We start from the raw sequence: 25,110 nt of genomic DNA, 5'->3' as shown, positions 1-25,110 counted from the left end.
AAAAACGTATTAGAAATCCCCAATATATTAATTCGAGACAACGATGGAAGCATACAGAGACTTTAAAGGAAATAAGTGGAAGGAAGAGATCAATGTAAACGATTTTATCCTCAAAAACTATACAGAGTACACAGGTGATGAATCTTTTCTGGAAAGTCCAACCGAAGCAACCCAAAAACTTTGGGCTAAATTGAGCCAAATGTTTGTTGAGGAGAAAAAGAAAGGTATTTATGATGCCGAAACTAAATATCCTTCTCAAATCGATGCCTACGGAGCCGGATATATTGATAAAGACTTAGAAAAAATAGTAGGTGTACAAACCGACAAGCCTCTCAAAAGAGCTATATTCCCTAACGGGGGATTGCGCATGGTACAGCAAAGTTTAGAGGAATACGGCTATAAATTAGATCCTATTACTACCGAGATATATACTAAATATAGAAAAACTCATAACGAAGGTGTGTTTGCCGCATATACAGATAGTATCCGCCGTGCCAGAAGCAACGGTTTATTAACAGGGCTACCGGATGCATACGGTCGTGGCCGTATTATCGGAGATTATCGTCGTGTAGCTCTATATGGAGTAGACCGCCTGATACAGGAAAGAGAAAGACGTTTCAAAGAATGTGACCCTATTGTTATGACGGATGATTTAATTCGTCTTCGTGAGGAATTAAGTTCTCAGTTATCAGCTTTGAAAGCTTTGAAAGCAATGGCCTCATCATACGGATACGATATATCTCAACCTGCTAAAACTGCACAAGAAGCCATTCAGTGGACGTATTTTGGTTACTTAGGAGCAATCAAAGATCAAAATGGAGCAGCCATGAGTCTTGGACGCGTAACCACATTCCTTGATATTTATATAGAACGAGACATACAAGCCGGATTGATTACTGAAGCCGATGCTCAGGAGTTCATAGATCATTTTGTAATGAAATTGCGTATTGTCAGGTTTTTACGTACTCCCGAATATGACGAATTATTTTCGGGTGACCCTGTTTGGGTAACAGAATCGATAGGTGGTATGACTAATAATGGACGTTCGCTGGTGACTAAAAACAGCTTTCGTATGTTGCATACACTGTATAATCTGGGACCTGCACCCGAGCCAAACCTCACTATCCTTTGGAGTGATCGTCTACCTGACGGATGGAAAAAATATTGTGCCAAAGTTTCTATTGACACTTCATCTCTTCAATATGAAAATGACGATATAATGCGTCCTCAGTTAGGAGATGATTATGGTATTGCCTGCTGTGTGTCTCCTATGCGTATCGGTCACCAAATGCAATTTTTCGGAGCCCGTGCCAATCTGCCTAAGGCTTTGCTTTATACGATAAACGGTGGTAAAGACGAAAAAACAAAGGCACAAGTACTGCCTAAACACTGGATAGAAAAAGTAACAGGTGATTATCTGGAATTTGATGAAGTATGGGAAAAATTTGACCGTACACTGGACTGGGTTGCGGAAACCTACGTTAAAGCATTGAATATTATCCACTATATGCACGATAAATATTCTTATGAAGCACTGGAAATGGCTTTACATGATGTAGATATTGTTCGCACCCAAGCATTTGGAGTATCAGGATTATCTATTATAGCCGACTCATTTGCAGCCATTAAATATGGTAAAGTACGCATTGTGAGAGATCAAGATGGAGATGCTGTAGATTATATAGTTGAAAAAGACTATATTCCTTTTGGAAATAATGACGATAATACAGATAAGTTTGCAGTCGAAATTGTCGAGAAGTTTATGAATAAGATTCGTAAGCGTAAGATGTATAAAGATGCCATCCCAACACAATCGGTACTGACTATAACCTCAAATGTTGTTTATGGCAAGAAAACCGGGAATACACCGGATGGACGTCGTGACGGTACTCCGTTTGCTCCGGGAGCCAACCCAATGCACGGACGCGATACAAAAGGGGCAGTTGCTTCGCTCTCTTCTGTAGCTAAACTTCCGTTCGAACATGCCAATGATGGTATCTCATACACATTTGCTATAACTCCTAATACTTTGGGTAAAAACAGGGATGAGGAAGCAGCAAATTTATCAGGCTTATTGGACGGGTATTTCCTTCAATCGGGACATCATCTGAATGTGAATGTGTTTGACAGAGATTTACTGATCGATGCAATGGAACGTCCGGAACAATACCCTCAATTGACAATACGTGTTTCGGGTTATGCCGTAAATTTCATAAAACTTACGCGTGAGCAACAATTAGATGTGATAAACAGAACCATAACAACTGCATTTTAATTCGTATACATTTATATCATTGAACAGAGAATCGCATTTTACGATTCTCTGTTAATTTTATTTTCATGAACGGACTTATTCATTCTTTCGAAACCTTTGGCACAAAAGACGGCCCCGGAATACGCTTTGTTTTATTTATGCAAGGCTGCCCGCTCCGTTGTATGTATTGCCACAATCCCGATACATGGGAAATGTGTAATGCCAAATATGAATTGAGTCCTCAGGAAGCTTTTCACGAAATTGAAAAAGTAAAAGCATTTGTACGTGGAGGTGTCACCGTTTCGGGAGGAGAACCCTTACTGCAAGCACCATTTATATTGGAGTTATTTAAGATCTGTAAAGGGCATAACATTCATACTGCAATTGATACATCGGGCATATTATTGAACGAGCAAGTAAAAGAGGTACTCAATTATACCGACTTGGTTTTACTCGATATCAAACAAATTAATCCTGAGAAGTACAAAACTCTTACCGGAGCAGCACTTGAACCGACTTTGAAGTTTCTGAACTATCTGGCTTCTATAAATAAGGCTGTGTGGTTACGCTACGTTCTAGTACCGGACTATACCGATGACGAACAAGACTTAATTGAATGGGCAAAGTACACATCGCAATTTAAGAATGTAGAACGAGTGGATATTCTTCCTTTTCATCAAATGGCAACTCATAAATGGGAAGAATTAAACATCAAATATAAACTAAAAGATATAGAGCCCCCAAGTCCGGAACTGAGAAAAAAAGCAGAAGCAATTTTCAAATCTTATGGGTTACCGGTCTAACACACAATAATCTTCAACACATAGCTAATAACATATTTGAACTTCAATAATCTAAATGATAGATAAAATAATACAGGCATATTAAGTATCTATTAATAAAACAATTAAAAACACAAATATGTTATATTGCATAATAACTAATATGAATTAAATGGCAATAGACAAAGACAAAATGGAATTACTGGATACTTTAAGGTATGTAAAGCGAGTTCTGGATTCTGATGAGTACATATGTAATTTTGACGATTTATATGAACGTATATCAGCAGTAATCGCTAAATATGAGTAATAAATAAAGAAGCCCGTGAGTGTACGAGCTTCTTTTATGTGAGTGTTCAGTTAAGAGAGTTTGTTTATACCTAATAAAAAATAATACTTCAAACAAATTATAACTCCATGATGTTTAGAATATAGGCACATAAAATATTATGTTGCACAGAGAGGAAATTTATAATTGTAGAAATTATAGGTTTCCTCTTGACTATTTCGATCTCCTATTATTGGTATTTTTCTATATCCACAAGCATAAAGTATGTAACATATGTTACACAGAATATCTAAGTTAGATCTGTACATTTGTACTTAATAATAAAAATAGAAATACAAGATGGAACAAATACATGCACACGCAGTCCTACATATGATGGAAGGAAATAGTTATACGGAAACCTCATTAATTGAAGCTATCAAAGAGACATTTGGCGAGAATCAAACATTCTATGCATGTTCTGCGGAGAATATGAATATAGATGAACTAATCATATTCCTCAAGAACAAAGGAAAATTCATGCCCTCCGATAGTGGGTTTACTGTAGATATAAGTAAAGTTTGCAATCATTAATATTGTAGCCACTTATATTTTAGATATTAATTTATTAGCCTGACTTAACAAGATATTAGTACAGGAGATCATATTCCTGAACACTTAATAAATGATGTCAGATATTCTGAATTAATAGAATATCTGACATCATTTATTGCCCTCATTTTTATAAAAACAAAATAATAAAACCTAAAAAAGCATCTTATAATCAAAAAACAGAAAGAAAAATAACAATTTTCAAACACTTATCGAACACAACTATATTACCCTATAAAATAACACATTACAGAACAAAGTCTCTTTAAACTATAATTATTAGTCAGCTTATATTGATAATTTCCTCTTAAATTGTCAACAAATGCCCTAGATCGTTGTTATATATACTGTTAATATATGTAGCATTTATTTAAATTATTCAATTATGAAAAAATTAATTTTATTTGCCGCACTCCTATTCGGAGGAGCAAATATCGCAAACGCTCAGATAAACGAAGGTAATGTTATGATCGGAGGTAGTCTAACTAATTTAAATCTGGAATTTGATCGCCAAACAACATTTCAGGTGACACCTACAGCTGCATGGTTTATTAAAGATGGATTAGCAGTCGGAGGATACGGAAAATTTGGACTTAATCACGTAAATGGACAAGACGGAAACTCTTATAGTTATGGAATAGGTCCTCTAGCTCGTTACTTTGTCAGTGCAGAAAAACTTCCGGCTTTCAGACAAACCAAATTCTTCTTAGAAGCTAATGCCGGATTTGAAGGTACAGATAATAGAGTAAACAGAACAACTACTAATGGTCTCGGCTTTGGCTTTGGTCCTGGTATTTCTTATTTCATCACTCCAAGTATAGGTCTTGAAGCTATAGTAAAATACGGCGGTATCGTTGGTTTTGGTTCAAGTGCATATAGTCAATCACTTTCATTCGGAATTGGATTCCAGGTTTATTTGCCTTCAAAAAAATTGATCAAAGAAATCAAAGAATTCTAAATCAATGAAATCTTAGAGAGTTCTAAAAAAACAAATGTGTAGGTAGAAAGATTATTAAATAACACAACTCTTAAGAGAAATTGTACACAGAAAATAAGTTAGAGTAAAGCCCCTTTATCAGGGGCTTTACTTATAAATAGCCGTTATTTACATGGTGAACGGGTTTTCAATTATCATTTGTTTTATTACTTTTGAGGATGCTATTATTCGTATCTATCCAGATTCTATTAAAATGGACTTTTATAGTTAACTTAATTGCTCTTGGTCTAGGATTTATCCTCAGCAAATTAGGTTATATAAAAGCAGGAAAGATATTGTCATATATATCACTGGCAGCAGTATCATTGGCCATCATATATATGATTCTTATTTTCATCATATACTACCGATAACGTTTCTTTTTAGAAACGGTCAAATGTATATCCTTTACTTTTCAAGTTTCTAACTATTTCATCCAAATGCAGGTATAACTTATCTTTTCGGTCTTTATGAGTGCCCGGATGAATTAGAATTACAGCTCCATTCAAACCTTGTTCTTTCTCAAAAGCATACAATAAATCGATCAACTCCTGCGACGACTTATAGTTTTTCATATCAGGTGTAGTATAATCGGCAGCAGTCCTTATACCGGGAGTAAAATTGATTACCTTTTGCCCTTCCAATTCAATTAACTTTACATTTTCCGTATTGTACCACTCCGAAGGAGGAAGATAATAATTTACCTTACTTGTATCTACCCCTACTCTTGCTAGTTCATACATATTCCACCGAAGATCCTGTATCAAACTATCGGGAGATACCAATGTATGCTGGCGATCGTCCCACGAAGCATACAAAATATGCTTATCGGAGTGTGCCCCGACGTAATGTCCTTTTTTAATCAATTGCTTTATAATACCTTCATGCTCTTTTGTTCTAAGGCAATTACCCGTCAGAAAGAACGAGCCTTTGATATTATGTTTATCCAATGTTTTCAAGATAAAAGGAGCTCCTTCAAAAGCAACATCAGCAGAAAAGATAAGTCTGATAACTTTCGTATCGATATCCTTTCGGACAATAGCTCCCTGACTATCTGTAACGATCTTTGCCTGATCCTGACCTGCTTTTTGCATTGCCGATAAATAATAGCTCAAACTGGCTGTACCATCCATTGTAGGTTCATTTGAAGAATAATCTCCCGGATCATTGTGATACACAGCCTCCCCGAATTGAAACGGAGCATACTCATCGTCATAAACCAAATGTATACCAAGCAACGATTCGTATATGTGCCTGTATATGGGTCCGTCTACCAATCCGCCGTATGGAATATCTTTCATAATATCAACGTATGCCGAATGCGGACGCGTTGGTGAATCTCCACTCTCCGGAAAACCGCAAATCATAGATGTTCCCCATGGATTACAGCCTAACAACCAATCTCTCAGAGCTGCTTCCATTTCAGCATACGAATTATCTCCCGATGCCTCTTGATACAAATGTGCTTGTGTAATAGCGGCAGCAACCAGATTGTTCGAACACCAGATAAAAGGTATGCCATTCATAAACGGATCATCCTGCTCTTTTGCTCTTTTGGCAATAGCTTCCAATCCGTTTTTCATAAACCGAATGTATTTAGCCCTTACCGCATAATCATTTGATTGAGAAAGGTAATAATGTCCTAAATTCACAAACGGATAAAACTGATAATGGCGTGCCCTACCCAATTCCATCCACGGAGTTACTTCCTCCAGTTGTCCCCAATAATCAGCTTTTTTAAGCCACGCTCCATCTTTCGACAAGTTATATTTAACAGCCGCAGCCAACTCTACATCATCCACAAAGTTATCTTCTTCATAAAAGTAGGGAGACTTCAAACAGGCAGTCTGAGTATTGCCCAATTTAGTTTCGGCAAAATTATAGGCTGCACCGGCTTTGTCTTTCATCAATGTTGAGAAAGCAGGATCAATATCCTTAAAAATATCCGCACCAAGAGCAAAAGCCGAAGCAAACTTACCGGCACTCGACGATACCCCTGTTGTACGGTTTATATGCTTACCAAGCCCTTGTCGTTCACCTGTTATGAAGTAAACAGGACGACCTGTGCCTGCCCCCCATCCGTAATCGACCTTATCTTCTGTAGGTAAACGCATCGAAGCATGATCTCTGTCGTCTGCTATCTGGTTGAACATGACTGCCGAATCGGGATTCATTTTTACCATCCAATCCAATCCCCATCGGATTTCATCCAAAATATCGGGAATGCCGTTTTTGCCTTTTTTACCCAAAGCATCATGTTCATCCGCAAATATTGTTTTATCAGGATTTTGCTGCCATGCAAACATCATCTGAAAAGTAGCATTAGCCGAAGTTGTGAGGTATTGCAAGTAATCCGAAGCATCGTGCCATCCTCCTCTTACATCGATATATTCGCCTGTGCGTGTGGGATGATCTACAATAAAACCATCCTTCTGATGACATTCCGCATCCAGATAAGGATTATATCCGCAACGTTGTTGACGCATATATTTAAGCAAAAAATCGGCAGAGCCATCATATACATTCGTATTTATTTTGAAATGAGGCGATTTTACGCCATTCGATTCGATATAATATTCGCCATTCTTAGTCACTTTAGAGAAATTCAGACGGGCTGCATGTTTCATGCCCCACCGTTGGGCGTTTGCAGATACACCTTTATTCGTAAATACAACTGTATTATTAACCACGTCTTTTACTTCAAACTCTAAAGTCGCCTGATCTTCATTGGATATAAAAACCGCCACTTTAATACTGTTAGGCAAATATCCCAACTGATTGATCCGTATCCACGATTGTGCCTGTACCTCTGGTGAAAGACAATACAAAAACAGAAAGCAAAAAAAGATAGAAACTTTCTTCATCGTATCAAATTTAAGGTTTCAAAAATTACTATTGCTTTTTTAGTAGTCCCACCAATCCGTGACCACTTACAAATATACATTCCGAGGCACTTAGGGGATATACTGTTCCAATAAGCGAATTACCTACTTTATGTTTCCACAAAAGCTTCCCTGTGATACCATCTAAAGCGAAAATTATTCCGTTTTTAGTACTGCCGAAAACGACTCCGTCTTTTTCTACAGGCATCGAAGCTGCATGATCGTAACCATATCCTACATGGGTTATCCAAAGCCTTTTCGGTTCGTTTCCTAAGGTAGAGTAAGAGACTACACTATCTTGCATCGTTTTGCTGTACACTCTTGCTTGATCTTCCGATAAGCCGATTGTTTCTCGCACCATCGATTCTTTTGTTCGCCAAACAGTTTCACCTGTTCCTGCATCTATAGCGGTCATCACTCTATCGGGAGCAGTAAAAAAAACTTTTCCCTGTGCCGCCACAGGCCATACCGCTGCGGGCGAAAAGTGCATTCTGTTAAGACCTCCATCCCAAGTCCAGAGGAGTTTACCTGTTGTTTTATCTAAGGCATACATGGTATTATCCCATGCACCGAAAATTACTTTATCATCGTATATAAGCGGACGAGTTTCTATATATCCTCTCACTCCTGTATATTCCCATACTAACTTGCCTGTTTTAAGATTCAAGGCACGAAAGGTATGATCGCTTGCTCCAATATACACAATACCATTGTCGATAGTTGCACTTCCCAAAACAGGTTCTTTGGCAGAATATTTCCAAATGAGTTTCCCTGTTTTACTGTTTAACGCATAAATAGTGGCATCTGCCGAACCAAAAACAACTACCCCATTGTCAACAGCAGCAGTGCCCACAATGCGGTTGCCTGACTGAAAACTCCAGTTTATTTTTCCGTTTTTAGCAGATATCGAATAGAAAGTTCCCGTATCATCACCTATAAATACTGTATTATCCGAAACTATGGGAGATGCATATATCGTTTTACCGATATTGGTTACCCAGACTTCCTTCACCGCATTATATTCTTTGTTAACCGAAAAATCGGGACGGTTGTAAGTCGAATTATCTTCACTATAATATTGCTCGGTAAGAGAATATCCACCCCATCGGCGAGGTTCCTGCCCTATCTTTTGTTCCGAAACCACAATAGAATCTTTCGTTATATCATAAATAGAATATCCTCCCAGACCATCCGTTTTATCACGTAGGTTCGAACGGTTTATAAATGCAGGTATTCCATCATAGAAAAACAATCGGTTACTGTGATAATGACCTCCCAAAACAGCTTTTATATTGTATTTGCGGACAGCATCAGTTACTTCATACCAATTGTCAACATCGGTAGGCAAAAGAGGATAATGTGTTACTAAAATTGCAGGTTTATTTGGATCTTCTCCCAATTCTTCTTGCAGCCAGACAATGTCCTGAGGTGCTACGTGTCCATCCATCATACGGATAATAGGCCCTGTGGCAAACCCCAAGAATTTAAAGCCATTATATTCAAAATGAAAACGTTCCGATCCGAATACATGGGCAAAATCAGTAGAACCCGATTCGCTCCATTTGGTTTCGTGATTTCCCGACAGGATATAATACTTTACTTTCAATTGATCCAACAGTTCTTTTGCTTTGAGTAGCGAAGCCCTGTCTCCCTCTTCGCTGATATCTCCCGCTACCAGTATAAAGCTTATATCAGGTGTTTTATTCAACTGATTAACCGTACGCTTCAAATCGTTATATGCCAAAGAATCATTACTTCTCACATGTAAATCCGTTATCAAAGCGAAACGAAAATCCTGTGCCGAAACAACACCGGCAAACAATAAGAAGACAAATAACATTAAATGTTTCATAGCATTAAGTTAAAGAAAATATTTAATGACACATTTTAAAAACATAACAACCTGTCGTTGTTTTACTTGCCAAAGCAATAAATAGTTCTGCGAACTTAGAGTTATTTGAAGTCAGCTAATAAACACAATTTAGTTTTCTGACCGGTAAGCGTCAGTCGCTTTCTTTACAGAACCATGTAATAACAAAAGACGATTAGCTTCTTCGTAATCCAAGCCCAATTCATCTATAAGCATACGTGTACCTCTGTCTACTAATTTATCGTTCGATAATTGCATGTTTACCATACGATTACCTTTTACCCTACCCAACTTAATCATGGTAGCAGTAGTAATCATATTGAGAATCATTTTTTGTCCTGTTCCCGATTTCATACGAGAACTACCCGTTACAAACTCAGGGCCTACAATCATTTCGATAGCTATTTCAGCTTCCTGAGCGATAGGCGAATCGGGATTACTTGAAATAGATGCGGTCAAGATACCATGTTTACGTGCTTCACGCAAAACACCTATCACATAAGGTGTTGTACCCGATGCTGCGATACCAATCACCGTGTCTTTTTCATTGACGTTATATGCTTTCAACTCTTCCCAACCACGCTCCATGTTATCTTCGGCTTTCTCAACAGGATTACGAAGTGCTGTATCTCCTCCTGCAATAAGTCCTATAACCAGCGTATTAGGCATCCCGAAAGTCGGCGGTATTTCCGAAGCATCCAATACACCCAGACGACCGCTTGTACCTGCTCCCATATAGAAAATACGTCCGCCTTGCTCCATTCTCGGAACAATCTCGGAAACCAGTTTCTCGATAGCAGGAATCGCTTTTTCGACTGCCAATGCTACCTTCTGGTCTTCTTTATTTATATCTACAAGAAGTTCGTGTACCGATTTCTTTTCCAGATCGTCATAAAGTGACGATTGTTCTGTTATTTTGATAAAAGTCATATCTGTTCTTATTTTCGTTACAATAGTTACATTCACTTACACAAAGGTGACATTTTCAGGGTGACAACTATCCCCTATTTTGTCACTTTTTGCAATCTTATTAATAAACTAATATTCAACAAGTAAACCCTAAAAAGGTTACAAAAGTGACAAAAGTTACACCTATTCTTTTTTATTCTTCCTGTTATACATATCCACTCATCTAATCATATAATAGATAGATAAATAAGTCCCTACATTCTTACGCCTGAACGTAATGTTCCGAATGATATTTTATAAGACCTTCCATAGGCAGCTGAACAATAGTTCCGATTTTTACACCTAAGTCCTCCCCTACCTTACGTAATACATCCTGATAATGATAAGATAACGAGCCTGTAAGATGCACTTCGTTATTCTTGTAATCGTACTGCATCACATTCTTCACAAAGAAATCCTTGAAGGCATTATATACCAAAGTATAGATTGTTTTATCATTGATATGCTCTTTCAAAAAAGGTGACAAGCTTGCCAGAAAACGATTGGGTAACGGTTCTTTATAAACCTTCTCTAGAATAGCCGCAGGTGTAAGTTGGAACTGCTCCAGAAATTTTTCTTTCAGTCCGGCGGTCAGTTGATTCTTAAGACACGCTCCTAAAAACAAACGTCCCAAGACTGCACCGCTTCCTTCATCTCCGAGTATATATCCTAAGGGTGAAACATTTTGGGTTATCTTTTGCCCGTCATAAAAACAAGAGTTAGACCCTGTACCGATAATACAGGCAATTCCGTGATTTTTACCACAAAGACCCTTAGCTGCCGCCAACAAATCGCTACCCACTTCGATACTCGAAGCATTTATATGATCAGCTATTGCCGCTCTTACTATTTCGTTTTTCTCAGGGAATGCACATCCGGCTCCATAGAAATACACTTTATCAATGGTATAACCGACAAGTTGAGGTAACAGTGCCGTTTTTATTTCTTCACTGATATCTTCACGCGATCTGAAAAACGGATTTGCACCTTTAGTAAAAACCTGTTTTACCAGTTGCCCTTTATCAACTAAACACCAATCAACTTTAGTTGACCCTCCATCTGCCAATAATATCATATCTTAATATAAATTTGTTTTTTATACAATACACTACCTATTACCCAGTTGAATCCAACAAAGAGTAACGCAAAAATCAACGAACCAAAATAATCGCCCAAATAAGGTTGAAGGCAAATTTTATATATAAATGTTTTTATTGTTATATCTGCTCCATCATATACAAATGAGATATTACCCATCAGAATAGCAAACACTCCTGCGGCTACAAAGATAAAAAGTGGATTGACTCCGAATGACTGAAAAAAGACACTCCAACGTTTATATCCTTTAATATCAATAATCCAGATCAGAAGAGCCAATAGCAACGAAGCTAGTCCACAAGTAGCCAAAACATAGGTGGGTGACCATATTTTTTTATTTATAGGGCAACCGTAGCTTAGCAGAAAACCTGCAAACATCAGTATTGTACCTATTATAAATAGCTGCTGTATCTTCTCATTATTATTTTTAGTATTTAAGAGTATCTTACCACAATAAAAGCCTATCAACACATGAGCTACGGCAGGTATGGTACTCAATAAACCTTCGGGATCAAGTACAACTCCACTGTCCACATACATGTGATTTGCTCCTAAAATAGCTCGGTCAAATACCGATACTATATTATTTTCGCTGAACTCAAATCCATTGCCAAACAGCAAGAGTAAGAAATAACCTACCAATGTTATCAGAATAATATACGGGATATACTTATGCTTTACAAAAATGGCTATCAATGAAGTAATACCATAAGTCAGAGCCAATCGTTGCATCACGCCTAAAATCCGAAGATTTTCAAAGTTAGTGACCGACTGTATCAAACGATCCATAAATCCTAATTCTTCAACCGATAGTTTATTGAAAGTTCTCAACGAAAGTGAGAACCATCCTAAACCCAAACCGATAAGAAATATAACTGCTGTCCTTTTCAAAATCTTGAATAAAGTAGGACTGCTAAATTCGAAATTGAATTTACGGAGCGATATATAGGTGGATATCCCCATAATGAACATAAAGAACGGAAAAACCAGATCGGTAGGCGTAAGACCGTTCCATGAGGCATGCCCCAAAGGAGCATAAATACTCCCCCATGAGCCCGGATTATTTACCATAATCATTCCGGCAATGGTAATCCCTCTCATGACATCCAGAGCTAAGAGTCTTTGGTTAGATTGCTGAGTCATACTTTCTGTTTTAAGTCTACTTGTTAACTGAATTACTTATACAAATAATATTTTTTCGACAATTTTCTAAAAGGAGCTACCGCATCATTCCAAAAACCTGATATATCTGCAAACTTGTTACGCTTGGCAAAGTTCAACCTCACATAGTCACTTCCAGCTACCTGATCGAACATCCGGAAACGTTTATCGTTTGCATTCTCAAATACAGCTTTATCAGGATATAGGCTTGCAACTTCCTGCATTACATAGAACTGAATCTCAGATAATCGGGCTTTCTCATAATCCATAATATGAACTTGTACGCCTTCGAGTTGCTTGCCTTGTCCTACCGAATAAAACGGTTTCAAATACATCGGTCTGAAATAAAGACCGGGCAAATGCAAATTGTTAAGATTAGCAGCCAAATCTTCGGCTTTTATCCATTCGGCAGCAAACATCTGGAATGGTATAGTATATCCTACACCGATAGACATATAACCCAATTCTCCTAAAATACCCGACACGGGGTAAAAAATTGCCGAAATAGGTTGCGGAATATGAGGCGATGAAGGAATCCATTGCAAACCGGTCTCTTCGTATCTCATTTTTCTCTTCCACGATTTCATTTTCACCACCTGAAGTTTACATTGCTTTTTCAACATATTCTCTCCGTTTAGTAACAGTGACAACTCTCCGCAAGTGAGTCCGTATACATAAGGAATTTTAAATTGACTGACGAACGAAATGAATCCATCTTCAACCAAACCTCCTTCGACTTTTATTCCTCCGAGAGGATTAGGTCTGTCCAGAACTACAAATTCGATACCCTGCTCAGCAGCACCCTGCATTGCTAATCCCATAGTACTGATATAGGTAAACGAACGACACCCTATATCCTGAATATCATATACCAGAACGTCGATACCTTCGAGCATTTCGGGTGTAGGCACTCTGGTTTTTCCATGCAAAGAATAAACAGGTAAACCCGTTTTCGGATCGGTCACATTATCTACATGATCTCCTGCATGAGCATCTCCACGCACACCGTGTTCGGGTGCAAACAGAGCTACGAGGTTTACATTCGGAGCTTCGTTCAAAATATCAATAGTCGATTTCATACTGTTATCAACTCCCGTAGGGTTGGTAATTAAACCCACTCGCTTTCCTTCCAATATTTTGAATTTCTGTTCTTTAAGAACTTCTATTCCTGTCTTTATCGTTATCTTCTGTGCATTAATATTTACAAATACAGCACAGAGAATAAGTAATATGGTTAATCCTTTCTTCATATTCTAAGTAATCTAAAATATTTATTTCCGTATTCTCTAAGGATGGGGTTTAACTCCACTCCACCCACATATGATTTTTTATTTAACGAGCAGGGCAGAGCCCAGCCCCTACACTAAAAAAACTATTTCTTTTCTTCTTTCGCTTTACCGTAATTAGGGTCAATCTTCAATAATGAAACGGCTATAATCGGAATAATACTGCAAATCATAACCCATACAAAGAAATGATTATACCCCAATAATTCCTGTAACCATCCGGCAAACATTCCCGGAATCATCATACCCAATGCCATAAATCCTGTACAGATAGCATAATGAGCTGTTTTTTGCTCACCGTCAGCATAATACATCAAATATAGCATATAGGCTGTAAAGCCGAATCCATAACCTAATTGTTCTATAAATACACAAATATTGATAATAATCAGGCTTTCAGTTTGAGAAAAACTCAGGTAAACAAATGTCAGTATAGTAAGCAACATACTCAGAGTCATAGGCCACAGCCATCTTTTAAGACCTCCCCGTGCTGCTGCAAAACCTCCGATAATACCGCCGATGGTAAGCCCGATAATACCGATTGTTCCATATACCAAACCAACTTCACCCGTTGTAAGACCTAAACCCCCAATCTCTCGAGAATCGAGCAAAAACGGATTTATAAGCTTAAGAGCCTGAGCTTCAGAAAAACGGTATGTCAGCATAAAGAATATAGCGGCAAGTGCCTGTGGCTTCTTAAAGAAAGAAACAAAAGTTCGCCCAAATTCTTTAAATATAGAACTAGCCGTAACATGAGTATGCGTAATATCAGACGCCGGTTTTGGCAAAAATACCCGATGATAAAAACTAAAGAATATAAACAAACCTGCCAATACAAAGAATGTGATAGACCAAGCAAAAGGAATATTTCCCGACAAACCTTTATATTCGGCAGTGGTTACTTCGGTGAGTTTAGGATCTGCCTGAAAAACCACATATGCCGGTTTATTCCAATTTTTCTCATTAAAGGACAACCTCTCTCCCGAAATAAGTGATACACTCTTGTCTCCTTTATTCATCGTTGTATTCAGCACCATTTCTTTGCCCGATTCAGGTTGCTTCGAAAGCCTTATCGCCACCACTGCTATATTACCTGCTAACTTCGAGGTAGATTCTTCAACATCTCTTTTCTCTCCAAATGAATGCTTGATCCAATTACCTAACGGTTGAGAAACATGAGACGTCCACCAACTCGCTTTATCTTTTTCTGCTTCAGCTTTATGAGCCTCTGTTTCTTTAATTACAAACCCGTTCTCTTCATTAGCGGCAGTTATTTTTTTAAGAAATGCACTTAAGCTATCTTTATCGACTCCTTGAGTACCCATTTTAACGGTCTCTTTATCTACAACAAAAGTTATTTTACCCTCTTGTACCTCCGGTATAATATCTTGTGGAATATACATCGTCGATTGTGTATATTGGGGAGATACATCAATATTTATTTTAACAGGTTCACTTCCTGATGTACTTTCCAAAAATCCGGCTAATATGATAAGAACCCCTTGTCCCATAATAGTAGCTACCCGGTAAAAAGTACTCCTGATGCCCACGTACATAGCCTGCTGATTGGTATCGAGTGCCAACATATAAAACCCGTCTGCTGCAATATCATGCGTTGCCGAACTAAATGCTAAAAGCCAGAAAAAAGCCAGTGTAGCCTGAAAAAAGAAAGGCAAAGGAATAGTGAAAGCAATTCCGGCAAAGCCTGCTCCGATAAGTAACTGCATAATAACAATCCACCAACGTTTGGTTTTCAGCAGATCGACAAACGGACTCCAAAAGGGTTTGATAACCCACGGCAAATACAACCAACTGGTATATAATGCAATGTCGGTATTAGATATACCCATACGTTTGTACATAATCACAGCAATAGTCATTACGGCAACATAGGGCAAACCTTCGGCGAAATAAAGCGTAGGAATCCACGCCCAAGGCGATTTTTGTTTCTTTTCTTGCATAGTTTATCTCTTAAGGTATTCCTTTATTATTAAAGTAAGTTTTTTATTTTACCGATCAATGCCAGCATATCACTATCACTTATACATACTTCTTTTAATATCGTTTGTATATCTTCGGTAGTAATTTTCTTGAAATCTTTTTCGAGTGGTGTAATAAATACTCCTCCTAAATCGACCGATGCAGGACTGATCAATATATTTTCATCGCCTTCTGCAAAGAAGCAGCTTGGACGGTGTTTCTCTCGAGGAAAAATACAACTGAACCATTTTCCATCCTGATACCACGAAATGATATTCATCATCGGTTCTTTTTCTCCTTCTTTTATCTCCAATAAAGAGTATAAGTTATTGAAAATGTTTACAGCCTGTTTTTTATCCTCTGCCTCTATCAGCAGTCCATTCCTTAAATAGTTTCTGAAAGCATATACTGTTAAACCTTCACTTTCAAGTACCTGTTCTTTATCGATGTGTTTAATATCTTTTTCAATAGGTAAAAACCCTTTATTTCCGGCTTGAAAGTGCGCATGATCGGGAGCAGAGGCTCCGCATTTGGGCCCATTATAAAAAAAGGTATACTCATCCAAGTTCTTTGCCAGATCCAGCATATCTTCATACCTGTGCAGGATTAACTGATCAACATGCTGATAGGTAGGTATTGTAAAGTGTTGCGGAAATATCGGAAACGGATTGACTAATATCTGATAAGTATTCTCAAACGGTATACCTTTCTGTATCTCCGGTAGATTTGCCGGACACAAGAAACATTTTCTTTCCTGAATAGATTTTGCATCGACCTTTGCCGCCGACGATTGGATTCTCCCTGGGTTAAATTGTACTTTAATGATAAACTTGCCAAAAGAAAAATCTTTCGATTCGACCTTTGCCAAGGCTTCATAATTTAGTCGGGCTTGCTCCCACTCCCGCAGCTGTTCCGAAAGTAGATTTTTAGCATTATCAGATGTCACAAGTGTTTTCATTCAATGTTTCTTTAATAGAATAATAAACAGGAGCAAAAGCATTGCGTTATGCTCCTGTTTGGTCAAATTAAGTAGATAAGTTAAAGCGGCTAAAAACTTAATTCTTTTTATTGTAATTAATACGAGCTTGTACTTCCCAAGTACGTATTCTGTCTTTATACGTATTATGTGCATTCATTTTCACAATATCCAACGATGCATCCGAGTTATCATCCCAACGACGGCATAAATACAGGACATCATAAATACGTCCGATCTGGTACTCTCTCGAAAAATACAATCCCAATGCATAATCTTCGCCATAACTTGTATTGGGTACTTTAATATCCCTCAATACAGGTGTATAGAAAGCTCGTGGAGCTCCAAGTCCATTGATACGAAGGGCATTGTTACGACCATTTTCGGGTGTCCATTCTTTGTGGTCGATAATACCGGGAGGAATCATCTTCATCTCGAAATCGGTCAACATATATGTACCCACCACCATAGCACAGTTTTGCTCGTAAAAAGCATCAACGATTTTTTGAAGCGTATTTTCATCCGAATACACATCGTCACTATCCAGTTGAACAGCAAATTTTCCACACTTCGGATGATGTACACCTGCGTTCCAACAGCCACCGATACCCAACTCTTTATTTTCGGGTATTACGTGAACCAAACGTTCATCGGAAGCAAATTTATCAATAGCTTCACTTGTTCCATCCGTAGAATAGTTATCTACTATGATTAAGTTAAACTTGAAGTTCGTTTTCTGGCTTAATACCGATTTCACAGCATCCGAAATGGTACGTATACGATTACGCACAGGAATAATAACGGATGCTTCGAACTCAAAATCGGCTTTATTAAATTCAATCTTTTTAAACTGAGGAGTAAGATAAGCACCTATTTTCTGTAGATGATCGGTACAAGCTTTTTCCATTTCGACCTGTACTTCACGGTTTTTAGGATCTACATAATCAAAGATTTTCTCACCGCTTTTACGCGTATCATTTTCTATTTCTGTATACAAATATTCGTTGATATGTACCAGTTCGGCAGCTTGTGACACTTTTAAACGAAGATCGTACAAACCTGCAAACTTATACGTCACATCCATTTGAGACACAGCCTTTTTCAGATCATCCGATTTATAAATAAGTACAGATCCGAAGTTGAAATCATCTCTTAAACTTCCTTTTTGGTATGCTATTACAGGACAATTCTTTTTATCGTCACCTACAACCTGATAATGATCTGCATAAATAAGCCCTGCATTAGAATCTTCAGCTATCTGAATCATACGATCCAAAGCAAAGTATCCTAATCTGAGGTCTGCCGATTTGGTATAGATCAGCGTATATTCGGCATCTGCTTTTGCTGCTATCTTTTTAATTGTTTCGGTCGATTTAAGAGAGTCTATTGAAATGACTTCACAACCGTCAATTTTTTCTTTACAATCATTATCAGTCAGTAAATAGATTTTATTTACCAGATGTGATGCTTTCAAAGTCGCAATTGTTTCTTTTACTTGATTTGCACTTTGAAATGGAATAAAGCAATTGATATTTACTTTCATGTTTTTTAAAATTATATTTTTATATATTTTTTCATTGTAGGGGCATATTGCATGTGCCCTTTATAGTCTTCTTTATTTTTCGGGCGTATGCAATACACCCCTACCTTTCTTAACCAATAACAAAAGCCCAATAAAAGTAAAGAAAGCATTCATGATAAGCAGCTCGTAACTAAACTGATATCCATCGAACCATTCTTTAGAATTTTTATCTATTATAAAGCAAAGTATAGGCGCTGCTATTGCTACAAGGGGAATAAATTTGTCTTTCACCGCCTTTTTGGTAAAGATGCCAAAAGCGAAAAGTCCTAAAATTGGTCCGTATGTATAGCTGGCAAGAATATAAACGGCATCAATAACAGAGGTGTTATTTAATACATTAATTAGTATAATGACAATACCCATTACGGCAGCCATACCAATATGCACTTTCTTGCGAATTTTTGCTACCTGATCTTCGCTTTTCGTCTTGGGGCTTTCCAATATATCCACTGTAAAAGAAGTGGTTAGTGCGGTAAGAGCCGAACCTGCTGCTGCATAAGCGGCCGATATAAGACCTATTACAAATAGTACTCCTACAATAATGGGGAAATATCCTTTGGTTGCCAACATGGGGAATAGTTCATCACTTTTAGCTGGCAAAGACACATTATTCTGAGCTGCAAATGTATAAAGCAAAACTCCCAGCATCAGAAACAGTAGAATAATAAACAGTTGCAATACTCCACTGGTTACCATATTTTTTTGAGAGTCTTTGTAATTCTTACAACTCAACGTTTTTTGCATCATATCCTGATCAAGCCCTGTTGTAGCAATAACCGTAAATATCCCTGCAAGGAATTGCTTAAAGAAAAACCGTTTATCGTTTACATCATCAAAAAAGAATATTTTCGAATAATCATTATCATAAATCGTAGACAATGTAGTTGATAAATTGAGTCCTAAATCAGAGGAGATATAATAAATGCACAGTCCAACGGAAAAGATAAGACAGAACGTTTTCAAAGAATCAGTCCATATCAGCGATTTTACTCCCCCTCTGAATGTATAAAGCCAAACCAAACCTACTGTAAATAGTACATTCATACCAAATGATAAACCAAAAGGCTCGAAAACCAGAAACTGCAGCACCAGACAAACCAAAAACAGGCGTACGGCCGCTCCAAGCATTTTCGATATAAAGAAAAACCATGCACCCGTTTTATAAGTTGATATACCGAATCGGGTTTCCAAATATTCATAAATAGAGGTCAGGTTCATCTTATAAAAAAGAGGAATCAGCACAAAGGCAATAATCAATTGTCCTACTACAAATCCCATTACCATTTGCAGATAAGCAAAACCACTTGTTGCCACCATTCCCGGAACAGACACAAAGGTGACTCCCGAAATAGCCGAACCTATCATTGCAAAGGCAACAACGTACCACGACGATTTGCGGTTACCCGTAAAAAAGCCCTGATTATCGGCTTTACGTCCCGTAATATAAGATATTCCGAAAAGTACACCAAAATAAGCGGCAATGGTTAGTAATACTAATATAGGATCCATAGTTTATATTCTTATCAAATTAAATAAGTAAAGTAAAGATATTTAATGATCTGTTCTATACTCACAACTATTTATTGTTTTGTACTTGTTTATACTAAATCAAAGGTCTGTAGTCCTTATTCTTCATATAATAAATAGGGAGCCCGTTGTTCTTTAAACTTAGCAACATCGCCCTTCCACATTTCTTTTATTTCTTGGGCTGATTTTCCATCTATAATCATTTTTCGAATGTAGTCAACACCGACCAACTTTTCGAAGAAAGGACGAAAAAAATGATCATCCAGATTAAGATTTTCATAAGCATCAATCACATAGGATAAATCGAAGCCGTTTTTAAATATTTCTTCATCCGGAACATTCCTCAGATCGACTCCATAGCACAATCTGTTTAATTGCGGTGGATTTTTTGCACCTTCGATACTTCGCGGAGTAAACGAAAAAGTATAGCCTTTCATATTAGGATGCCCGTACACTTCGAATGGAAATGAAGTTCCACGTCCTAAACTGACAGGAGTAGCTTCAAACAAACAGGTTGAAGGATATAAATAAATAGCCTTCATATCAGGTAAATTAGGAGACGGAGCTATCGGTAATTGATACAATGTTTGATGTGTATAATTCTTACACTTAACTACTGTTACATCACAGATGCGCGATTCGGGTAACCATCCTTCGCCATTTATCATCAGAGCCAATTCGCCCAGAGTCATTCCATGTACCACAGGAATAGGAAGCCAGCCCACACCCGATTTATATTTCATATCCAATATAGGACCATCCACATAATGCCCGTTGGGATTAGGTCTATCCAAAATGATCATTTTTTTATTATATTCGGCACAAGCATCCATCAACTTGGCCATCGTGATATAATAGGTATAAAAACGTAAGCCTACATCCTGAATATCAATAATCATAATATCGAAAAGATCCATTGATTCTTTACTCGGTTTACCTGCATCACCATCATATAATGAACGGATGGGAACTCCTGTTTTTTGATCTACCGAACTCGATACATGTTCGCCTGCATCTGCATTACCTCTGAAACCATGTTCGGGCGAAAATATAGCAACCACATCGTATTTATTTTTCACCAACAGATCAACCAGATGCTCATCACCTACCATACCTGTATGGTTAGACATCACCGCTATCCTCTTCCCCTTCAATAAGGGAAAGTATTCTTGGGTAGATTCTGCTCCCACCTGTACTTTTGCCGGTTGTGAATAAGTTTGCAGAATACTACAAAACAATAAAATGACAAGTACTTTTATTATTTTCATATCTATATATCTTTTGATCTCTAAAATCCGTTAAATTAGGGGCAGGGTTTTACTCCACTCTCATGTCAGTCTTAATAATTCAAATAAAGTAAAGTGCCACCCTTACCCTAAAATAAGTATCTATTCGAAATAAACAATTGCACTTTCAGCATGAGTAGGGCTCAGACTGGTTACCCCATAACGGTATTTTTTCAAGTCCTTATTGTCTTTATAAGGTAGTTTCACTTCTGTCAAACCTGTTACGGCAACTATATTCTCGGCGTTATCTTTGTTTACAGGTTTATCTTTCCTGAATTTATAGATTACAAAACGCTTGGCATTATCTCCCCTATCCCATTTCAGATGCAGGTATTTATCTTTTTCTAACTGCATAGATACATTCTGAGGATTTTGCGGTTCGATTCTCACTATCCGGTTATTTTCGGGAGAGATGGTTAATATTTTATATTCTTTGCGAACCAACTCCGGAATATTGTATGCGGGATTATAAAATGATTTTGCACTGAAATATATCTCCCCCTGTAAGTTAGGATCAGACATATTCCTGCGAATCTGCTTTACCAATTGTTTAGGGTTGTGCCACTCTTTTTGTTTGGCTGTTTTAGAAACTCTATAAGGTGCTAAACCGGCATATACATTGGCTCCATAATTGTATTTAGACCACCAGTCGGCTAATATCGCATAATCGGCAATAGGATACCCTATATTGAAATACAGTTGAGGAAGCACATAGTCTATCCACCCTTTCTCTTGCCAAAGCAGAATATCAGCATACAGTCCATCGTAATTGGTCATTGCCTTTGTTTCAGATCCTCTGGGGTCTTCGGTTTTGTTACGCCAAATGGCAAATGGAGATATACCAAACTCAACCCAAGGCTTCTCGGATTTAATTGCCTCGTTTATTTCCTTAATAATCAGATTTACATTGTTCCGTCTCCAGTCTCCTTTGTCGGTAAAACCACGGGGATGGTTTACGAAAGTAAGTGAGTCAGGAAATTCTTCACCTGCTATTTTATAGGGATAGAAATAATCATCCATATGAATAGCATCTATATCATAATTGGCTACAATGTCTTTTACCACTTTACAAGTAAAATCACGTACCTCATCTAATCCCGGATTAAAATATTTTGCTTTGCCATACGACACTACCCACTCGGGATGCGTGTTCATAATATGGTCTTTTGCATACGTATTGTAAGCAACAGTATCATTGTTTACACGATAAGGATTAAGCCAAACGTGTATATTCATTCCTCGTTTATGACATTCATCAATAGCAAATTGAAGGGGATCATATCCCATATCTTTGCCTTGCAGACCTGTTAACCAGTGGCTCGATGGCTCGAAATGCGATTTATAAAAAGCATCGGCAGTAGGTCTGATCTGAAAAATAATTGTATTCATATTGCATGATTGCATCTCATCCAATAGAGTTATCATCTCTGCCTGTTGATTTTCGGCAGGAAGTCCGGGAGCAGTAGGCCAATCAATGTTGGTTACCGTAGCTACCCACAATCCTCGCAATGCCCGTTTGTTGGTCTGGGCCGACGAGTAGGCTACAAAACTGCACAGTATAAGCAGTAAACTTATGGTCTTTTTCATGGATAATAGGCTCTTTTAAGGTCATAGACCTCTCTAAATTTTGGGTTAGCAAATCAGTTATAATAGCTGACAATAGTGCATAAAAGATATCTTTAAAAGAGCTCTTCTTTATCTTCTGTATAAAGAAGAGCCTTTTACATTTATTCCTTGCGGTTATTCACCCCATCCTGCTGTTTGGGTAAGAGTATATCCTCTTGATTCGTAATCATTTATTTGATTCAATCCAATAGGAGCCAGATACACATTTACACCTGCTAGATTCTCAAACGGATCTCTGTCGGCAACCGTCGGCGGACTAAAATAGCCAACCATATCAGCAGCATTGGTTCCATTGTAGGTCACTCGGGTTCCGTCTGCTTTTATTACCGAGACCTTACCCGAGTTGGTTGGAGTCAATAATTCCGGTAATTCGCTTTTAATATCAATCCAGATACTTCGCATAATATCAGGGTATTTGGTTCCATTCATATAACTAAGCTTTTTCCAACGTCTAAGATCTCCTATACGTGAATGCTCGAAGAAGAACTCCATGCGACGTTCGCGGCGTATTTCCCAGATTAGTGGGGGTACATCTGTATCGCGAGCAGGGTCATAAGAATCGGTAATAGCTCCTAAAACCATTGCTTTGGTTTTGGTTACGCCTTTCGATATCGCCTCGGCATCCAATGGACGATTGCGTATCTTGTTTATAGACATATCTATATCAGACTGAGTAACAGCAGCTCCTCCCAACGTAGCAAGCTCTGCCTTAGATTCGATCCAGTTCAAAAGGATTTCCGAGTAACGGATAATCGGGTAGTCGTTCGTATTATTAGTTGAGGTAAATTTAGCAGGAACATTAACCCCTCCATAACTTGTACCCTCTCTGCTGATAAACTTACATGCATATATAGCCGTCTTAGACTGTATTCTAGCCTTATCATAGAACGTGGCTTCAAAACGAGGATCACGGGTTTTAACCAAATTAGCAAGATTAAACTGATCGGCATTCGTCGCTTTCGAGTTTTGCCATACATTACCATCATTACAAATAAATGATTTAAGTAACGACAAATTTGCTCCTACGTTAAGATCCGACATAACCAAATTTGAATACGTTGCTACTGAATGCGTTACCATCTTTGAACTACTGTAATGACGATACAATATACAGTCTTTATTACCCTTAAGATCTTCTGAGCCAAACAAGCTGCGAAAATCTGTTACAATATCATACTTGCCACTATTCATTAGAAACTCCGATGCTTCCTTCGAGAACTCTAAAAACTTCTGAGCTCTTGGCGTATTATTATAGTGGTATTTTTGCCATGTTCCTTCGATCAACATCAAACGACTTGCAAAACCTGCAACAATGTATTTGTTAACCGATTGTTCTCCATCATTGAGGCGAACTTTTTCCATGGCAAACTTAAGATCATCATACACAGCATCCATTACTTTATCTCTTGGAGTTCTGTCTTTATATAGCTCATCCAATTCAGTATCCAGTACAAGATGATCGTAATAGGGTACATCTCCAAATACCTGCACCATGTTTGCATACCACATAGCTCTGAAAAATTTGGCAATACCTATCCAATGGTCTCTTTGTTCTTCATTGAGTATACTGCCCATTCTCTTCTCAACACGATCAATCATCAGGTTTGATTTACGCACCCAATAAAAATTCCATGTAGGTCCTGTGTATTTTGCCTGCCAAGCCGGAAAATCGTTGTATACAGTAGATGTAGGAGGAGTAGCATTACCTAACGAAGCAGGAATAGAGGTATCAAAATTAGTTTGCTTTACCGCTGTCATTACATCATCACTAAAGGCATAGCCAGTCATAGGTGTATAATTGGTTCCCCAATTGGTATTATAACCGACAAAAAGATAAGGATAATATTCATTCATAAAGAGACGAACATTATTTTCGTTCACCCAGTACGTATCGTCATTCGCCGACGACAATTGAGGTCGGTCCAGTACATCTTCACAACTCGAAAAGAGTATAAAGACGATGGATGTAAGTAATAATATCTTTGTTTTCATTGTA

The 25,110-nt window shown here is 37.8% G+C and carries 18 protein-coding genes; 5 read left to right on the top strand and 13 right to left on the bottom strand.

Annotated elements, in window-relative coordinates:
* The first annotated feature begins 43 nt into the window (after nucleotides 1-43).
* From pflB to G7051_RS14495, 5 genes are all read left to right on the top strand, one after another.
* Entirely contained in the window at nucleotides 44-2,275 is a 2,232-nt protein-coding gene (gene pflB, locus G7051_RS14515; protein ID WP_166201370.1) for a formate C-acetyltransferase, read from the top strand.
* Nucleotides 2,276-2,340: 65 nt separating this feature from the next.
* Entirely contained in the window at nucleotides 2,341-3,057 is a 717-nt protein-coding gene (gene pflA, locus G7051_RS14510) for a pyruvate formate-lyase-activating protein (RefSeq protein ID WP_166201368.1), read from the top strand.
* Nucleotides 3,058-3,208: 151 nt separating this feature from the next.
* Nucleotides 3,209-3,346 (top strand): hypothetical protein, encoded by a 138-nt coding sequence (locus G7051_RS14505; protein ID WP_166116555.1) that lies wholly within the window; start codon nucleotides 3,209-3,211, stop codon nucleotides 3,344-3,346.
* Nucleotides 3,347-3,664: 318 nt separating this feature from the next.
* Entirely contained in the window at nucleotides 3,665-3,898 is a 234-nt protein-coding gene (locus tag G7051_RS14500; RefSeq protein WP_166116553.1) for a YecH family metal-binding protein, read from the top strand.
* A gap of 403 nt (nucleotides 3,899-4,301) precedes the next feature.
* Entirely contained in the window at nucleotides 4,302-4,874 is a 573-nt protein-coding gene (locus G7051_RS14495) for a hypothetical protein (protein ID WP_166116551.1), read from the top strand.
* Nucleotides 4,875-5,275: 401 nt separating this feature from the next.
* On the opposite strand, the gene G7051_RS14490 is transcribed toward G7051_RS14495, so the two are convergent.
* The 13 genes from G7051_RS14490 to G7051_RS14430 form a co-directional block, all read right to left on the bottom strand.
* Nucleotides 5,276-7,756, bottom strand: coding sequence for a glycoside hydrolase family 9 protein (locus tag G7051_RS14490; RefSeq protein ID WP_166201366.1), 2,481 nt, complete (start codon nucleotides 7,754-7,756; stop codon nucleotides 5,276-5,278).
* Between the two features lie 28 nt (nucleotides 7,757-7,784).
* Entirely contained in the window at nucleotides 7,785-9,626 is a 1,842-nt protein-coding gene (locus tag G7051_RS14485) for a PQQ-binding-like beta-propeller repeat protein (protein WP_166201364.1), read from the bottom strand.
* Nucleotides 9,627-9,755: 129 nt separating this feature from the next.
* Nucleotides 9,756-10,574 (bottom strand): N-acetylmuramic acid 6-phosphate etherase, encoded by an 819-nt coding sequence (murQ, locus tag G7051_RS14480; RefSeq protein WP_166201362.1) that lies wholly within the window; start codon nucleotides 10,572-10,574, stop codon nucleotides 9,756-9,758.
* Between the two features lie 241 nt (nucleotides 10,575-10,815).
* Nucleotides 10,816-11,667, bottom strand: coding sequence for an ATPase (locus G7051_RS14475; protein ID WP_166201360.1), 852 nt, complete (start codon nucleotides 11,665-11,667; stop codon nucleotides 10,816-10,818).
* The gene (locus tag G7051_RS14470) at nucleotides 11,664-12,833 is read right to left on the bottom strand and encodes an acyltransferase family protein (RefSeq protein WP_166201358.1); all 1,170 of its coding nucleotides are present in this window, start codon (nucleotides 12,831-12,833) and stop codon (nucleotides 11,664-11,666) included. Before G7051_RS14470 ends, G7051_RS14475 begins: the two co-directional genes overlap by 4 nt.
* A 32-nt stretch (nucleotides 12,834-12,865) precedes the next feature.
* Nucleotides 12,866-14,101 carry an exo-beta-N-acetylmuramidase NamZ domain-containing protein gene (locus G7051_RS14465; protein WP_166201356.1) on the bottom strand — a complete coding sequence of 412 codons (1,236 nt, stop codon included), beginning with the start codon at nucleotides 14,099-14,101 and terminating at the stop codon, nucleotides 12,866-12,868.
* A 122-nt stretch (nucleotides 14,102-14,223) separates the two neighbouring features.
* On the bottom strand, nucleotides 14,224-16,098 hold the full coding sequence (locus tag G7051_RS14460) for an AmpG family muropeptide MFS transporter (RefSeq protein ID WP_166201353.1): 1,875 nt from the start codon (nucleotides 16,096-16,098) through the stop codon (nucleotides 14,224-14,226).
* A 29-nt stretch (nucleotides 16,099-16,127) separates the two neighbouring features.
* Nucleotides 16,128-17,075, bottom strand: a complete 948-nt coding sequence (locus G7051_RS14455) for a DUF4922 domain-containing protein (protein ID WP_166201351.1) — start codon at nucleotides 17,073-17,075, stop codon at nucleotides 16,128-16,130.
* Nucleotides 17,076-17,172: 97 nt separating this feature from the next.
* Nucleotides 17,173-18,636 carry a glycosyltransferase family 2 protein gene (locus tag G7051_RS14450; RefSeq protein ID WP_166201349.1) on the bottom strand — a complete coding sequence of 488 codons (1,464 nt, stop codon included), beginning with the start codon at nucleotides 18,634-18,636 and terminating at the stop codon, nucleotides 17,173-17,175.
* 72 nt (nucleotides 18,637-18,708) lie between these two features.
* Entirely contained in the window at nucleotides 18,709-20,184 is a 1,476-nt protein-coding gene (locus tag G7051_RS14445; RefSeq protein ID WP_166201347.1) for a sodium:solute symporter, read from the bottom strand.
* Nucleotides 20,185-20,300: 116 nt separating this feature from the next.
* Nucleotides 20,301-21,470 (bottom strand): exo-beta-N-acetylmuramidase NamZ domain-containing protein, encoded by a 1,170-nt coding sequence (locus G7051_RS14440; protein ID WP_166201325.1) that lies wholly within the window; start codon nucleotides 21,468-21,470, stop codon nucleotides 20,301-20,303.
* Between the two features lie 120 nt (nucleotides 21,471-21,590).
* Nucleotides 21,591-23,075, bottom strand: a complete 1,485-nt coding sequence (locus G7051_RS14435; RefSeq protein ID WP_166201323.1) for a glycoside hydrolase family 10 protein — start codon at nucleotides 23,073-23,075, stop codon at nucleotides 21,591-21,593.
* Between the two features lie 153 nt (nucleotides 23,076-23,228).
* Nucleotides 23,229-25,106: a RagB/SusD family nutrient uptake outer membrane protein gene (locus G7051_RS14430; protein ID WP_166201321.1), complete on the bottom strand. Its 1,878-nt coding sequence runs from the start codon at nucleotides 25,104-25,106 to the stop codon at nucleotides 23,229-23,231.
* Nucleotides 25,107-25,110 lie beyond the last annotated feature (4 nt).

The organism is Dysgonomonas sp. HDW5B (assembly GCF_011299335.1).
Classification (GTDB): domain Bacteria; phylum Bacteroidota; class Bacteroidia; order Bacteroidales; family Dysgonomonadaceae; genus Dysgonomonas_A.
The sequence above is the reverse complement of the archived record's forward strand: the minus strand, read 5'-3'. Positions and strand labels throughout refer to the sequence as shown.

Excerpts from the sequence above, each read along its gene's own strand:
- G7051_RS14440 (WP_166201325.1), bottom strand. The coding sequence starts at position 21,470 with ATGAAAATAATAAAAGTACTTGTCATTTTATTGTTTTGTAGTATTCTG.
- G7051_RS14485 (WP_166201364.1), bottom strand. The coding sequence starts at position 9,626 with ATGAAACATTTAATGTTATTTGTCTTCTTATTGTTTGCCGGTGTTGTT.
- G7051_RS14500 (WP_166116553.1), top strand. The coding sequence starts at position 3,665 with ATGGAACAAATACATGCACACGCAGTCCTACATATGATGGAAGGAAAT.
- pflA (WP_166201368.1), top strand. The coding sequence starts at position 2,341 with ATGAACGGACTTATTCATTCTTTCGAAACCTTTGGCACAAAAGACGGC.
- G7051_RS14455 (WP_166201351.1), bottom strand. The coding sequence starts at position 17,075 with ATGAAAACACTTGTGACATCTGATAATGCTAAAAATCTACTTTCGGAA.
- G7051_RS14435 (WP_166201323.1), bottom strand. The coding sequence starts at position 23,075 with ATGAAAAAGACCATAAGTTTACTGCTTATACTGTGCAGTTTTGTAGCC.
- G7051_RS14475 (WP_166201360.1), bottom strand. The coding sequence starts at position 11,667 with ATGATATTATTGGCAGATGGAGGGTCAACTAAAGTTGATTGGTGTTTA.
- G7051_RS14430 (WP_166201321.1), bottom strand. The coding sequence starts at position 25,106 with ATGAAAACAAAGATATTATTACTTACATCCATCGTCTTTATACTCTTT.
- G7051_RS14470 (WP_166201358.1), bottom strand. The coding sequence starts at position 12,833 with ATGACTCAGCAATCTAACCAAAGACTCTTAGCTCTGGATGTCATGAGA.
- G7051_RS14505 (WP_166116555.1), top strand. The coding sequence starts at position 3,209 with ATGGCAATAGACAAAGACAAAATGGAATTACTGGATACTTTAAGGTAT.
- G7051_RS14460 (WP_166201353.1), bottom strand. The coding sequence starts at position 16,098 with ATGCAAGAAAAGAAACAAAAATCGCCTTGGGCGTGGATTCCTACGCTT.
- G7051_RS14445 (WP_166201347.1), bottom strand. The coding sequence starts at position 20,184 with ATGGATCCTATATTAGTATTACTAACCATTGCCGCTTATTTTGGTGTA.
- G7051_RS14495 (WP_166116551.1), top strand. The coding sequence starts at position 4,302 with ATGAAAAAATTAATTTTATTTGCCGCACTCCTATTCGGAGGAGCAAAT.
- G7051_RS14465 (WP_166201356.1), bottom strand. The coding sequence starts at position 14,101 with ATGAAGAAAGGATTAACCATATTACTTATTCTCTGTGCTGTATTTGTA.
- G7051_RS14490 (WP_166201366.1), bottom strand. The coding sequence starts at position 7,756 with ATGAAGAAAGTTTCTATCTTTTTTTGCTTTCTGTTTTTGTATTGTCTT.
- pflB (WP_166201370.1), top strand. The coding sequence starts at position 44 with ATGGAAGCATACAGAGACTTTAAAGGAAATAAGTGGAAGGAAGAGATC.
- murQ (WP_166201362.1), bottom strand. The coding sequence starts at position 10,574 with ATGACTTTTATCAAAATAACAGAACAATCGTCACTTTATGACGATCTG.
- G7051_RS14450 (WP_166201349.1), bottom strand. The coding sequence starts at position 18,636 with ATGAAAGTAAATATCAATTGCTTTATTCCATTTCAAAGTGCAAATCAA.